The sequence below is a fragment of the Pseudomonas sp. NPDC087626 genome, assembly GCF_044743405.1.
Taxonomy (GTDB): domain Bacteria; phylum Pseudomonadota; class Gammaproteobacteria; order Pseudomonadales; family Pseudomonadaceae; genus Aquipseudomonas.
The window spans coordinates 1-13,863 of record NZ_JBIUWJ010000017.1 but is presented as its reverse complement, the minus strand read 5'-3'; the positions used below and the strand labels follow the sequence as shown (position 1 = coordinate 13,863).

Annotated in this window: 9 protein-coding genes and 2 pseudogenes; 6 read left to right on the top strand and 5 right to left on the bottom strand. The window is 58.5% G+C overall.

Annotated elements, in window-relative coordinates; translation table 11 throughout:
* The first annotated feature begins 411 nt into the window (after window positions 1–411).
* From putP to ACIOVD_RS15830, 6 genes and pseudogenes are all read left to right on the top strand, one after another.
* Window positions 412–1,896 (top strand): sodium/proline symporter PutP, encoded by a 1,485-nt coding sequence (gene putP / locus ACIOVD_RS15855; protein ID WP_095167159.1) that lies wholly within the window; start codon window positions 412–414, stop codon window positions 1,894–1,896.
* A gap of 250 nt (window positions 1,897–2,146) precedes the next feature.
* Window positions 2,147–2,377: pseudogene (locus tag ACIOVD_RS15850) on the top strand (PAAR domain-containing protein); the annotation flags it as partial.
* A gap of 231 nt (window positions 2,378–2,608) precedes the next feature.
* Complete coding sequence (locus ACIOVD_RS15845; protein WP_401129082.1) at window positions 2,609–3,601, top strand: PAAR domain-containing protein; 993 nt, start codon at window positions 2,609–2,611, stop codon at window positions 3,599–3,601.
* Window positions 3,602–4,045: 444 nt separating this feature from the next.
* Window positions 4,046–4,552: a hypothetical protein gene (locus ACIOVD_RS15840; RefSeq protein WP_401128957.1), complete on the top strand. Its 507-nt coding sequence runs from the start codon at window positions 4,046–4,048 to the stop codon at window positions 4,550–4,552.
* A complete protein-coding gene (locus ACIOVD_RS15835) occupies window positions 4,549–4,935 on the top strand; it encodes a hypothetical protein (RefSeq protein WP_401128954.1) in 387 nt (128 codons plus the stop codon). The genes ACIOVD_RS15840 and ACIOVD_RS15835 overlap by 4 nt, the downstream gene beginning before the upstream one ends.
* A gap of 284 nt (window positions 4,936–5,219) precedes the next feature.
* Window positions 5,220–6,062 carry a 23S rRNA (adenine(2030)-N(6))-methyltransferase RlmJ gene (locus ACIOVD_RS15830; protein ID WP_401128951.1) on the top strand — a complete coding sequence of 281 codons (843 nt, stop codon included), beginning with the start codon at window positions 5,220–5,222 and terminating at the stop codon, window positions 6,060–6,062.
* A gap of 93 nt (window positions 6,063–6,155) precedes the next feature.
* Here ACIOVD_RS15830 and msrA read toward each other — a convergent pair whose 3' ends face one another.
* The 5 genes and pseudogenes from msrA to ACIOVD_RS15805 all read right to left on the bottom strand — a co-directional run.
* A complete protein-coding gene (gene msrA / locus ACIOVD_RS15825; RefSeq protein ID WP_095167157.1) occupies window positions 6,156–6,806 on the bottom strand; it encodes a peptide-methionine (S)-S-oxide reductase MsrA in 651 nt (216 codons plus the stop codon).
* Between the two features lie 92 nt (window positions 6,807–6,898).
* On the bottom strand, window positions 6,899–9,592 hold the full coding sequence (locus ACIOVD_RS15820; protein ID WP_401128948.1) for an EAL domain-containing protein: 2,694 nt from the start codon (window positions 9,590–9,592) through the stop codon (window positions 6,899–6,901).
* Between the two features lie 191 nt (window positions 9,593–9,783).
* Window positions 9,784–11,208 (bottom strand): alkaline phosphatase D family protein, encoded by a 1,425-nt coding sequence (locus ACIOVD_RS15815; protein ID WP_401128945.1) that lies wholly within the window; start codon window positions 11,206–11,208, stop codon window positions 9,784–9,786.
* Between the two features lie 317 nt (window positions 11,209–11,525).
* Complete coding sequence (gene aceF, locus ACIOVD_RS15810; RefSeq protein WP_401128942.1) at window positions 11,526–13,172, bottom strand: dihydrolipoyllysine-residue acetyltransferase; 1,647 nt, start codon at window positions 13,170–13,172, stop codon at window positions 11,526–11,528.
* A gap of 11 nt (window positions 13,173–13,183) precedes the next feature.
* Window positions 13,184–13,863, bottom strand: a pseudogene (locus ACIOVD_RS15805) (transketolase-like TK C-terminal-containing protein); the annotation flags it as partial.

Below are 13,863 nucleotides of genomic sequence, written 5' to 3'. Positions count from 1 at the left end.
AGATTAGCGGCGCACTGAGGGAGGTGCAACCTGGTGCAACCCTTTTTTGTCGGAATTATCGGCAGTTCGTCAGGAATTAAATTCAAGCAACAGCGCGTCGCCCCTGCTTGGTGCTTTTTCTCCCAGTCCGTTGAGTTTCTTGCTCCGAAAGGGAGCAAAAACTGTCCTTTAAAATAAATTTCCGACTGGGTGCAACTTATTCGGGCGAAACAGGTTGCACCTCATTTGCTTTGTTGAATAGCATTCGCGCCCAAGGTGCAACCATCCACGAGACGGTTCATCGGCTGATGGCTTTCCTGGGGAAACATCAGTCATAAATGCGCGGATTCTCCAATCGTCTTTCAAGCGTAATCGTTTGGTGGCGGTTCAACAGACCGCTGCTACATAAAAACAAAGCCAGGGCGTAACTCAATGAGTGCAAGCAATCCAACCCTGATCACGTTCGTGATCTACATCGCAGCAATGGTGCTGATCGGCTTCATGGCCTATCGCTCCACCAACAACCTTTCTGACTACATTCTCGGTGGCCGTAGCCTGGGCAGCGTCGTGACCGCGCTTTCCGCTGGCGCCTCGGACATGAGTGGCTGGTTGTTGATGGGCCTGCCAGGTGCCATCTATATGTCGGGCCTGTCGGAAAGCTGGATCGCCATCGGCCTGATCATCGGTGCCTACCTGAACTGGCTGTTCGTAGCCGGTCGCCTGCGGGTACAGACCGAGCACAACGGTGATGCACTGACGCTGCCGGACTACTTCTCCAGCCGCTTCGAAGACAAGAGCGGCCTGCTGCGCATCATTTCTGCCGTGGTGATCCTGGTGTTCTTCACCATCTACTGCGCTTCCGGCATTGTGGCTGGCGCCCGTCTGTTCGAAAGCACCTTCGGCATGTCCTACGAGACTGCGCTGTGGGCCGGTGCTGCGGCGACTATTGCCTACACCTTCGTCGGTGGTTTCCTGGCAGTCAGCTGGACCGACACCGTGCAAGCCACACTGATGATCTTCGCCCTGCTGCTGACGCCGATCATCGTGCTGCTGGCCACCGGTGGCGTCGACACCACCTTCCTGGCCATCGAAGCGCAAGATCCAAGCAACTTCGACATGCTGAAAAACACCACCTTCATCGGCATCATCTCGCTGATGGGCTGGGGCCTGGGCTACTTCGGCCAGCCGCACATCCTGGCGCGATTCATGGCGGCGGATTCGGTGAAGTCGATCGCCAAGGCGCGTCGCATCTCCATGACCTGGATGATCCTGTGCCTGGGCGGCACCGTGGCAGTGGGCTTCTTCGGTATCGCCTACTTCTCGGCGCACCCGGAAGTTGCCGGCCCTGTGACCGAGAACCACGAGCGTGTGTTCATCGAGCTGGCCAAGCTGCTGTTCAACCCATGGATCGCTGGCGTGCTGCTGTCGGCCATTCTGGCGGCGGTAATGAGCACCCTGAGCTGCCAACTGCTGGTGTGCTCGAGTGCCCTGACCGAAGACTTCTACAAGTCCTTCCTGCGTAAGAACGCTTCCCAGGTCGAGCTGGTCTGGGTCGGCCGCGCCATGGTCCTGGCGGTTGCACTGGTGGCCATCGCGATGGCAGCCAACCCGGAAAACCGCGTACTGGGCCTGGTGAGCTACGCCTGGGCCGGCTTCGGTGCCGCCTTTGGTCCGGTTGTACTGATTTCGGTACTGTGGAAAGGCATGACCCGTAACGGCGCACTGGCCGGTATCGTGGTAGGTGCGGTGACTGTGATCGTCTGGAAGCATTTCGAACTGTTGGGTCTGTACGAAATCATCCCGGGCTTCATCTTCGCCAGCCTGGCAATCTTCCTGGTCAGCAAGATGGGCGAACCATCGGCCGGCATGCTGCAGCGCTTTGCCGCAGCAGAGAAAGATTTCCACCTGAACAAGTAATTGCCAGGGCCAATGCCCTGATCAATCGCTGATCAAAGAACGGCCCGCAGCCTGATGGATGCGGGCCGTTTTTTTGTTCGGGTATTGACCCTGATCTCCAAATTTGTCGCTTCTTTCTGTACTGCTCGTGGGATATTTCCTGTTTTGCTCGGGCGCCTTGAATTCTCTCTGTGTGCACGTACTTTGCGTTAGCCGACTCGTTTCCGAGCTGGCGTAACTCATCGTTAGCAATGGCGCATTTCTCCGAGGGATGGGCCGCCAGGGAAAAGGACATCAAGACATGGCTATCGGGTACTACATTGGGCCAGGTGACAAAACTACCTGCGGCGGTACCGTTCTGGAGGGGGATCACTCCTTTAGCTTGTTCGGCCTAATCCACGCACGTGAGGGTGATCTGGTCAGTTGCGGAAAAGACAAGAAGAGGTACCAGATTCTGGGCGGGGTTTCTCATGTCATAAGCGATGGTCGACGAGTCGCTGGCACGCTAGATAGTTTCAGTGGTTGCCCCTGTCGAGCCAAACTAATCCCCTCGAATTTCGAAGGTAGTTATATAAATGAGCCCTCTGCTCCCAAGGCATCCAGGGTAACCGCTCAATCGACCTCGCCTGCGCAATCGATAACAACTACCGGTAATTTGGCTGCGCCGCGTCCATCTAGCTTTACGTCAGTGACAGGTGTGCCGTCTCCATCACAGTCCATTGGTCACGATGCTATGGAACCGGGCTTTTACATCGTGCCCAAGAGCACCACCGGTGAACAACTCGTGGCCTCGTTGTTCACCCTGCGCGACCCGGCGGTAATGGGCAAATTCAAACTGCTCAATCCCAATCTGCGGGACGTCAAGGCCGGCTCGATGATCGTGCTCAGCGATCCCGATAACTTCCAATGCAGCCGTGAAGAAGCGCTGCTCATGGATGTGGCGGCCAAGACTAACCAGGTGCTTGAAATACTTAGCCCGCAAGAAGCGGATTTCATGGTGCAGAACAGGGATGTCATCCAGGCCTTCCTGGTTTATGGCTCTGGTGCTATCGGCGTCGGCGCGAGCATTTTCAAGAACAATCTGGATAACGTAGGCAGTGCTTTGAGGGATATTGAAGTATTGCAACAGACAACGCTCCAAAGAGATGGGCACCTGCGCTCGCCGGCTTTTTTTGCAGAGCGCCAGCGTCTGCTCGCTCAATTGAACAGCCATATGCCAGCACTGACCCGCAAGGGCATTGGATTTCCCCAACATATCAATTTGAAAAAAATGCTGGGTATCTCCAGTCAAAGCCTGGTCCACCATTGGACTAATGCCAGCCCAGCGGGGCAAATACCGGGGCATGCCACACATCTTGAAGGTGTAGCGAGGGCTTCAAAATACGTTCAGTACGGCGGTTGGATAGGGACTGCCGTCGGCGCAGGAGTGTCTGCTTTGAAGGTTCAGGATGTGTGTGCTGCAGGAAATAGCGAAGCGTGTAGACGAATCCGGCTTACTGAGTCAGGGAGTTTCACGGTAGGAGTAGCTGCTGGCATGGCCACAGGCAGGATATTAACCGCGCCGGTAGTCGGAGGCCTGTGCGTTGCTCTGGGAGTTCCAACAGGCGGCTTTTTAACACTTGCTTGCAGTATCGTTGCTGTGGGCGCTGGCTCGTATGCGGGGGGTACGTTGGGAGAAATGAGCGGCGAGTTCATAGGCGAAGCGATTTACGAGTCGACGAAATGACTACTGCAGAAATGATTGCTGGCGGTTTGTGTGGCTTGGCGTTCGTATTCGTACTTGTCGGCAACTGTTTCGCATTGCACTTGGGGTATACGAAAAGAGAGTTCTTATTGGGACATTTCAAGAATAGCTCCCCAAGCATATCTAATGCTGCACGCATACATAAGGGTTATTGGGGTAGACTTCAGCTCGTGGGAAGCGCTTGTATGGTTCTTGCTTTTCCAAGTTTTTTCATTAAGCACGGTATTCTAAGTGCTCAGGACTTTGCAGGCTTTCCTCGTCCGCTAAGATGGAAGTTAGTTGTGCTGCAATGGAGTGTTATCGTGTCATTCACTGCTATGGTCTTACTGGTCGCGTTATGGAAATCAGGAGCGCTCAAATAGCTGGCCAAGACGCGATGACGCCGCAGTTAATTGCAGTGTATGCCACTCGTTTAAGAGAGTTTTGGTGAAAAGAATTTTTGGTGAAAATAAATCAGTCCTCATTTTTTTGAAAAAAATGCTGGGTATCTCCAGTCAAAGCCTGGTCCACCACTGGACCAATGCCGGTGCTGGGGGGCAAATACCGGGTCACGCGACTCACCTTGAAGGTGTGGCAAAGGCATCTAAATACGTTCAATACGGCGGTTGGTTGGGTACTGCTGTTGGCGGGGGAGCCTCTGCCATGAAGGTGCAGGATGTGTGTATGGCGGGAAATGCCGAAGCTTGTGAGCGTGTGAGATTCACCGAGGCGGGCAGCTTCGCTGGCGGAATCATGGGAGGTGCCGCCGCAGGCGTAAGGTTATCAGTTGAGACAACCGGCAGGCTCTGCATAGCGCTCGGGATAACTAATGGTGGTTTGGGGACCGGGGTATGCAGCGTAGTGACGGTAGCAACAGGGGGGCTGGTGGGGGGAGTAGTAGGTAGCGGAGTTGGCGAGTGGATGGGTGACGTTATCTACGAGGCAACGAGATGAATAAAGCGCAGATGATGTTCGGTGCTCTCGGTGGCTTAATCCTCCTACTGATTTTCGTCTGGCTCGTAGTCGCACTTCATATGGCCTATACCAAGATGGATGTGCTCTTTGGGCACCTAAAAAACAGCCCGGCAATTACCGTTCTCGCCTTCTGGCGGCACGCGGGCCCATGGGGGCGGTTGAGGATGATCGGCAACATTGCCCATTACGTTTCGTCACCACGTAAAGGTATTGAAAACGGCAGCATCAGTGCTGAGGATATAGCGAGCCTTCCCGCGGCAATAAAGTGCAAGCTGGTTATTTTGTGGTGGAGCGTAACATTGCTTTTGGGGGCGTTACTCCTCGTGTGGTGCGTCGGGAAGTTTATGGGTCAAATCAAGTAAAAAAATCTGAGAAAGCTTGGCGTATAAAAGACAAGCTTGTAGCTCAGTGCTGCAGTTGTCGGCATGCTGCTACTTGGTTTGATTGTGAGTCCGGGATACTTAAGTAACATCCAGACCCGCTTCGGCTGGGGCGCTGGTCTCGCCGCAAGTTCAAGATCAAAAGATCGCAGCCTTCGGTGGTTTCTAAAGTGGCCCGCGGGCAGGGGCTGGGGCGCCGCTCAGCCGTGAACCCCTGACTTGCTGGCCGGTAAAAGGTAAACTTCGCCTCCTTCGCAGGAGCAGCCATGAATTATCGTCACGCCTTCCACGCCGGCAATCACGCCGACGTGTTCAAACACCTGACCTTGACCCGCCTCATCGCCCTGATGTCGCGCAAGGAACAGCCGTTTGCCTATCTCGACACCCACGCCGGCATTGGTCTGTATGACCTGCAGGGCGACCAGGCCAGCCGGACCGGTGAGTACCTGGAGGGTATCGCGCGATTGTGGGGCGAGCCGGACCTGCCGGTGCTGACGGCCGACTACATGCAGGTGCTGCACGAGATGAACCCGGATGGCCAGTTGCGCTACTACCCTGGCTCGCCGGAGCTGGCGCGGCGCCTGACCCGCCCGCAGGATCGTGTCCTGCTCAACGAGAAGCACCCGGAAGACGGCTTGCTGCTCAAAGACAACATGAAGGGCGATCGCCGGGTCAAGGTGCACCTGGGCGAAGGCTGGCATGTGCCCCGGGCGATGCTGCCGGTGCCGGAGAAGCGTGGCTTGATGCTGATCGATCCGCCGTTCGAGAAGCTCGATGAGATGCAGCGCTGTGCCGCTTCGCTCAAAGAAGCGATTGGCCGTATGCGCCAAACCGTGGCGGCGATCTGGTACCCGGTGAAGGACCAGCGCATGTTGCGCCGCTTCTATCAGGACCTGGCCGGCACGGGCGCGCCGAAGTTGCTGCGTGTGGAATTGCTGGTGCATCCGCTGGATACACCGAACAGCCTGAATGGCTCCGGGCTGGCGATTGCCAATCCGCCGTGGGGGCTGGAAGAGGAATTGCGGGAGTTGCTGCCGTGGCTGGCGCAGAAGCTGGGCCAGACCCAGGGTGGGTGGCAGATGGATTGGTTGATCGAAGAGAAACGATAAGCGGCAAGCCTCAAGCTGCAAGCTGCAAGTTAGATGGGAGCATCACGCTTGAGGCTTGAGGCTTGAGGCTTGCAGCTCGCAGCTCGCAGCTGTTTATATCGGGCAGGTCACGCCTGTGCCGCCGATCCCGCAGTAGCCCTCAGGGTTCTTCGCCAGGTACTGCTGGTGATACGCCTCGGCGTAGTAGAAGGTCGGGGCCTGTTCGATCTCGGTGGTGATGGTGCCCATTCCCGCTTTGGTCAGCTGCGCCTGGAACGTCTGCTCGCTGGCCTTGGCTTCCTCCAGTTGTTCAGGTTTGACCGCGTAGATCACCGAACGGTACTGGGTACCGATGTCGTTGCCTTGGCGCATGCCTTGCGTCGGGTTGTGCAGCTCCCAGAACATCGCCAGCAATTGCTTGTAGCTGATCCGGTCCTGGTCATACACCACCAGCACCACTTCGGTGTGGCCGGTCAGGCCCGAGCAGACTTCCTCATAGGTCGGGTTGGGGGTGAAGCCGCCGGCATAACCCACCGCCGTGCTGACCACGCCTTCACGCTGCCAGAACTTGCGTTCCGCGCCCCAGAAGCAGCCCAGGCCGAAGATCGCGAACTCTACGTTGCCGATGAAGGGACCCAGCATGTACTGGTCCTTATTGACGAAGTGTTTCTCCGGTACGGTGATCGGGGATTCGCGGCCGGGCAGGGCTTGTTCTTTAGTTGGGAGCACGTTTTTGTTCACCAGAATTTCCGAGCGCAAGACCATGATCAGTCCTCTCAGTCAGAGTATGTAAGTAGTCAGACCGCCAGTGTGCCGAATAATCCCCGCGGGAGCGAGCGCCCGCAGGGATGACTCAGTCAGGCAATTGGGCCACGTGGGTAGCGTTTGAGCTTGTCGATCAGCTCGGCGCCGGGGATCGGCCGGTCGAACAGGTAGCCCTGGCCGACGTCGCAGCGATGGCGGCGCAGGAAGGCCAGTTGTTCGGCCGTCTCGATGCCTTCGGCCACCACTTTGAGCTTGAGATTATGGGCCATGGCGATCACGGCCGAGGTGATCTCCATGTCGTCCTGGTTGTCCGGGATCTCATGAATGAAGCTGCGATCGATCTTGATGATGTCGATCGGGAATTTCTTCAGGTAGCTGAGGGACGAATAACCGGTGCCGAAATCGTCCATGGCCAGGGTCAGGCCCAGGCGTTTGAGCTGGTCGAGCTGCAGGTGAGTGTCTTCGGTGGCTTCCAGCAACAGGCCTTCGGTCAGTTCAAGCTCCAGCAGGTGGGCGGGGAGCTTTTCTTCCTTGAGGATGTTGGCAATCGAGGACACCAGGTCCGGGTCGGAGAACTGCTTGGGTGACAGGTTGATCGCCACCTGCAGGTTGCCCAGCCCGGCAGCGCTCAGTTCGATGCTCATGCGGCAGGCCTGGCGGGCGATCCATTTGCCGATGGGGATGATCAGGCCGGTCTCTTCGGCGACGCTGATGAACTGGTCGGGGCGGATCATGCCTTTTTCCGGGTGGTTCCAGCGCAGCAGCGCTTCCATCCCCAGCAGGCGACCGGAGCGCAGGCACAGCTTGGGCTGGTAGAACACGTCCAGCTCGTTCTGGGTCAGGGCGCGGCGCAGGTTGTTCTCCACGAACAGCTTATAGCTGGCCTCGGCGTTCAAGGCTTCGGTGAACACCTGGACCTGGTGTTTGCCATTGGCCTTGGCCTTGTGCAGGGCCAGCCCGGCGTTGCGCATCAGTGTTTGCGGGTCGCGCCCGTGCAGCGGCGCACAGGCCACGCCGACGGAGGCGGTGACGCTGATCAACTGGTTATCGACGAACATCGGCTTGTCCAGCGTCATCAACAGCTGGCTGGCCATTTGCTGACCGATAGACAGGCTGGCGTCATCCAGCAGTACCGCAAATTCGTTGCTGGCAAAACGCGCGAGGCTGCCACTCGGGCTCAAGCTGTTGCGCAGGCGGCGGGCCAGGCTGATCAGCAGTTTGTCGCCGGTCTGGTGGCCGAGGCTGTCGTTGATCCGCTTGAAATTGTCGATGTCCACCAGCAGCAGGCAGATCGGGCTGTCGCTGTCGCGGGCAAAACGTTCGTCGAGGTTGCGGATAAACGCGGGGCGATTGCCCAGGTTGGTCAGGTTGTCGGTATAGGCCAGACGCTCGATGCGCTGCTGGGCCAGCTTGGCCTGGGTGATGTCTTCGTAGATGCCGATGTAGTGGGTCAGCTCACGGTTGTCGCCATACACCTTGGAAATCGACAACTGGCCCCAGTAGGGCTCCAGATTCTTGCGCCGGCTCTTGAACTCGCCTTGCCAGCTGTTGCTCTTGGCCAGGCTCGAGGGCGCGTCGAACAGCAGTTCGCTGAGATTTTCCAGGGCCGGCAGTTCCGACAGGCGCTGGCCGTGGACTTCTTCGGTGCTGTATTGGGTGATCGCCGTGAAGCTGGGGTTGACGTACTCGACCACGCCGTCGCAATTGACCAGCAAAAAGGCGTTGGCACTTTGCTCGACCGCACGCTGGAACAGGTGCAGGGCGCTGGTAGCGGTGCGCCGGTTGTGGTTGTTGATGACCTGGGCAAACTGGTCGGCCAACTCGCCGGCGAAAGCGATTTCGTCCGACTGCCAGGCACGGGTCACGCCGGTCTGTTCCAGGCACAGGACGCCGACCACCTGGCCGTCCACGCGGATGCTGGCATCGAGCATGGCGTTGACGTCTCGTGGACGCAGGCTCTCGGCCATTTCCCGGGTGCGCGGGTCATGCATGGCGTTGTGGGCATCGATGGCCCGGCTCGAGTGCAGGGCTTCCAGGTAATCGGGGAAGCCGCTGGCGTCGATCACTTCAGGTAGCCGGTGTTCCTGCGAAGAGCGGTGGTAGGCGGAAATCGGCAGCAGTTGGCGATTTTCCAGGTTCCACAGGCTGGCGCTGTCGATCTGGTAGATATCGCAGGCACTGCGGGTAATCAGTTCGGCCGCTTCGCGCAACGAATTGCCGGAGCTGTAGCGCTGGCGCGTCAGCAGCAGGATCAGGTCTTGCTGGGCACGCATGCGCTCCAGGTGTTGCAGTTGTTCCTGCTGGGCGCGCTGGTTCAACTCCAGGGCAATCTGCAGGCGCGAATTCTGGGTTTCCAGGTCAAGTGCCGGCAGCAAGGGGTCGTCTTCGAACAGGCCGTCGACCACCAGCAGATAACCGCGCAGCAGGTGCCGATTGTGTTGTTTATAGGCTTCGCCCATTTCCAGCAGGCTCAGGGAGCCCTGGGCAGTGTGCAGGGTGTAGCGGATCAGGTAGTGCGGGCTTTGGCTCAGTTGCTGCTGGATCGTATCGTGCAACTGATAACGGGCTTCAGGCTCCATCAGGCTGGCGTAGGGCGAGCCGACCAGGGCGCAAAGCTCTACGGCGGGCAGGCCGAACTGGCGTTCGCAGTTGGGGTCGAGAAACAGCAGGGCCCAGCTTGCTTCATTCAGCCGCTCGAAACGCAGCATGCCGAGCCGCGAGGGCACAGGCAATTGCGTCACTACCTCGGCCACCATTCGGCTGGCGGCATCGGGATGGCTTTTCATGGAAGAAACTCGCTTCGAAAATGCTGAACGCGACGTGCTCACGCCCTCTGTGTAGCCAGCGGCAAGGTTGCATGATGCCGCCCTGGCTGACAATAGAGGATGAAGGCTTAGTGCTATAGGTGTTTATCGGCCGAAACACGGATTTCTGTAGGAAAACTGCGCGTAATTTGTGGGATTTCGTAAGGCCACACCTACACAACAAGTGGCAGAGTCTGGGGGGGAGGGTGCAGGGGAAGGTTTACCGAATACAACAGGTCGCCACCCGTGTCGCGGTACTCCACGCGAATATGCTCGGTGCGCACCGTCAGGTGGGCGAAGTTGTCCTGGCTGATCACCTTGCTTGTCCATTCGAGGTAATAGTCGCCGGCAGCGGTTTTCGCCAACGGCTGGTCAAGGATGAACGACGAGGACTTGGCAAAGGGCAGCCAGGCGCTGTTGCAGAACGGTGACGAGACGATGGTCTGCACCTCGAAGTCCGGGTCTGTGGTGTGGCGTAGGCGCGAGGTGAGTGAGCCGTGGACGTCACCCGAGATGATCAGCACATTCCTGATCTTGTGCAGGCGGATACTTTCGAGGATGCGCAGGCGCTGTTCGGGGAAGGCTTTCCAGGTGTCACTGTCATTGCCTTTACTGTCCGGGAACAGCATGACGCCCGTGACCAGCATTTTGACCCGCGCCGGGCTGTTGATCAGCCACTTGAGCAGCGCTTGCTCTTGATCGGCATCGATGATGCGTCGGTCGTCGGCCGAGAGGTTGCGTCGGGTTCGGGTGTCCATGACAAACCACTCGATGTCCCCCTGGGCAAACTGGTACCAGTAATGTGGCGGCTGGCCAGCGGGTTGCTCGCCAGTCGCCATTTCATACGCCGGGCCATGACTGGCTTGATAGATTTCGTACGCGGCCATCGCGTTGCGATACAGGCTGGTGTCGTTGCGGCTGGCGTTGGCGGGCCAGTTATCTTCTATTTCGTGGTCGTCGAGAATCATGTAGGTCGGTAAAGAAGCCATTAGCGCCTGAATATAGGGCTGAGAAAAGGCCGCACGGTACTTGGCGAGAATATCCGGGTAATCGAGGTCCGGGGCGACGACGTTCATGTCGTCCAGATACACCTGGTCACCGGTCATCACCAGTCCGCTGATCGCTGGCGAGGAAGTGTCCGCCAGCCGCTTGATCGCCGCAAAGATCCGGTCGCCCTTGGCGGGCGCTATCGGGATACCCAGAGTCATGCGCAGGTAGCGGCACGAGCCGACGATGTAGCTGCGGGGTGTGCAGGCTTTGCTGGAGGCAGTGCGAAAGCGATAGGTTTCCCGGGGCCATTGCAGTTCTAACTGGTCAAGGACTTCCAGGGCTGGTCGGGTATCGCCCGTATTGAACCAGCCTGCCTGGTACTCATACTCGGTATCGTTGGCGAGGTCATGCAGCGCGATCACCGCCGACATGTCGCGAGCCGTCGTCAACTCGGCAAAGAGCCCTTTGGACCAGTTCGGATCGCCCGTGCGGCGATAGCGCAGCCCGGCAAATACCCAGGCGTTGGTCACTGGGGCGCCTCGCAGAAACAGGCGGGTGTGTTGAAAGGTGGTATGGCCAACAATCGGGCCGACAGTAGGCTTGAGCATATTCGAATCCATTCGAAGTGCGGCGTGGGAAGTCGCGTCCAGCACGCTATGTGTGCTGTGCGATTGATCTTATGGCTGGAGGGCATTTAAGAATTGGCGGGGAAGTGGACCCGGGATGTGGTCCTGGTCAACTGTTGGCGTAGTCTTGGGTGTTAACGCCGGTAGGAATGCGTAGCGGTTTTGCCTAAGCGCCTTTCGAGGTTGGGCTGTTTTGCAGGCAAAAAAAGCCCCGCCAATTGGCGGGGTTGAGGTACGAGCGTGGCGCTCGGAAAACGTGGAGCACGCAGGGCCCTTCGCGAAAGAAGGGCCCTGCGGTCTTACAGCAGGATGGTGCGGATGTCGCCCAGCAGGTCGCTCAGACGCTTGGTGAAACGGGCCGCAGCGGCGCCGTTGATCACACGGTGGTCGTAGGACAGCGACAGCGGCAGCATCAGTTTCGGCTGGAAGGCTTTGCCGTCCCAGACTGGCTGGATGGTTGCCTTGGACACGCCGAGGATCGCCACTTCCGGTGCATTGACGATCGGCGTGAAGCCGGTGCCGCCAATGTGGCCGAGACTGGAGATGGTGAAGCAGGCGCCTTGCATGTCGTCGGCCGTGAGCTTCTTGTCGCGGGCTTTGGCAGCCAGCGCAGCGGCTTCGCCAGCCAGTTGCAGCAAGCTCTTCTGATCAACGTTCTTGATCACAGGAACCAGCAGGCCGTCTGGGGTATCAACCGCAAAACCGATGTTCACGTACTTCTTGCGGATGATCGCCTTGCCGCTTGGTGCCAGGGAGCTGTTGAAGTCCGGCAGTTCCTTGAGCAGGTGTGCGCAAGACTTGAGCAGCAGCGGCAGAATGGTCAGCTTGACGCCAGCCTTCTCGGCCACAGCTTTCTGGGCAATACGGAACGCTTCCAGCTCGGTGATATCCGCCGAGTCGAATTGGGTCACGTGCGGAATGTTCAGCCAGCTGCGGTGCAGGCTCGATGCGCCGATTTGCATCAGGCGGGTCATCGGCACTTCTTCGGTTTCACCGAAGCGGCTGAAGTCCACGACTGGAATCGGAGGGATACCGGCGCCGCCAGTAGCACCGGCGGCCGGGGCTTCCTTGGCCTTCTGCATCATGGCCTTGACGTAAACCTGCACGTCTTCCTTGAGCACACGACCGTGCGGGCCGCTAGGGCTCACCGAATTCAGCTCGACGCCGAATTCACGGGCCAGTTGGCGTACGGCCGGACCGGCGTGAACCTTGGCACCGCTTGGCGCTGACGCAGCAGCCGGGGCCGCAGCGGCCTCGGCTTTGGCAGCTGGCGCAGGGGCGGCAGCGGCAGGTGCCGCTTCAGCCTTGGCCGCCGGAGCTGGCGCAGCAGCGGGTGCTGGGGCTGCAGAGGCTGCGCCCTGGACTTTGAGCTTGAGGATAAAGTCGCCAGTGCCGACTTCGTCTTCGAGCTTGACCGCGATGCTTTCCACGACGCCGGCAGCCGGCGAAGGGATTTCCATGCTGGCCTTGTCGGATTCCAGGGTGATCAGCGACTGATCAGCCTCGACGGTGTCGCCGACCTTGACCAGCAGTTCGATGATCTTGGCCTTGCCCGACGAGCCGATGTCCGGGACATGAATGTCCTGCACGGTGGCGGCGGCAGGTGCAGCAGCCGGGGCCGCAGGGGCCTGGGCTGCAGCTGCAGGCTTTTCAGCAGCAGGAGTGGCAGGAGCAGCGGCAGGAGCGGCTGGCGCAGGGGCTGCATCAGCAGCACCTTCGATTTCCAGCTCCAGCAGTTCGTCGCCTTCTTTCAGGCGATCGCCCAGCTTCACTTTCAGGCTCTTGACCACGCCGGCCTTGGGAGCAGGGATTTCCATGCTCGCCTTGTCCGACTCCAGGGTCAGGATGCTCTGGTCGGCTTCGACTTTGTCGCCGACCTTCACAAACAGTTCAATTACTTCACCTTCACCGCTGCCGATGTCAGGTACGCGAATGAGTTCGCTCACGGAAAATCTCCTCAGCAGTCCAGTGGGTTGCGTTTTTCCGGGTTGATACCGAACTTGGCGATGGCTTCAGCCACAACCTTAGGTTCGATGTCACCACGGTCAGCCAGTGCTTCCAGGGCTGCCAACACCACGAAATGACGGTCAACTTCGAAGAAATGACGCAGTTTCTTGCGGCTGTCGCTGCGGCCGAAACCGTCAGTGCCCAGGACTTTGAATTCCTTGGACGGTACCCACTGACGGATCTGCTCGGCGAACAGTTTCATGTAGTCGGTAGAGGCAATCACCGGACCTTTACGGCCGTTCAGGCACTCTTCGACGTAGCTCAGCTTAGGCTTCTGGCCTGGGTGCAGACGGTTGCTGCGCTCCACGGCCAGGCCATCGCGACGCAGTTCGTTGAAGCTGGTAACGCTCCATACGTCAGCGCCGACGTTGAACTCTTCACGCAGAATCTTCGCCGCTTCACGGACTTCACGCAGGATGGTGCCGGAGCCCATCAGCTGTACGTGGTGCGCCGCTTCGCGGTTGTCTTCTTCGAGCAGGTACATGCCCTTGATGATGCCTTCTTCCACACCGGCCGGCATGGCTGGCTGCTGGTAGGACTCGTTCATAACGGTGATGTAGTAGAAAAAGTCCTGCTGCTATTCGGTCATCTTCTTAATGCCGTCCTGTATGATCACCGCCAGCTCGTAGA

Bases quoted from the DNA above. Each gene is read 5' to 3' on its own strand.
- putP (WP_095167159.1), top strand. From the start codon at position 412: ATGAGTGCAAGCAATCCAACCCTGATCACGTTCGTGATCTACATCGCA.
- ACIOVD_RS15845 (WP_401129082.1), top strand. From the start codon at position 2,609: ATGGAACCGGGCTTTTACATCGTGCCCAAGAGCACCACCGGTGAACAA.
- ACIOVD_RS15835 (WP_401128954.1), top strand. From the start codon at position 4,549: ATGAATAAAGCGCAGATGATGTTCGGTGCTCTCGGTGGCTTAATCCTC.
- ACIOVD_RS15830 (WP_401128951.1), top strand. From the start codon at position 5,220: ATGAATTATCGTCACGCCTTCCACGCCGGCAATCACGCCGACGTGTTC.
- msrA (WP_095167157.1), bottom strand. From the start codon at position 6,806: ATGGTCTTGCGCTCGGAAATTCTGGTGAACAAAAACGTGCTCCCAACT.
- ACIOVD_RS15820 (WP_401128948.1), bottom strand. From the start codon at position 9,592: ATGAAAAGCCATCCCGATGCCGCCAGCCGAATGGTGGCCGAGGTAGTG.
- ACIOVD_RS15815 (WP_401128945.1), bottom strand. From the start codon at position 11,208: ATGCTCAAGCCTACTGTCGGCCCGATTGTTGGCCATACCACCTTTCAA.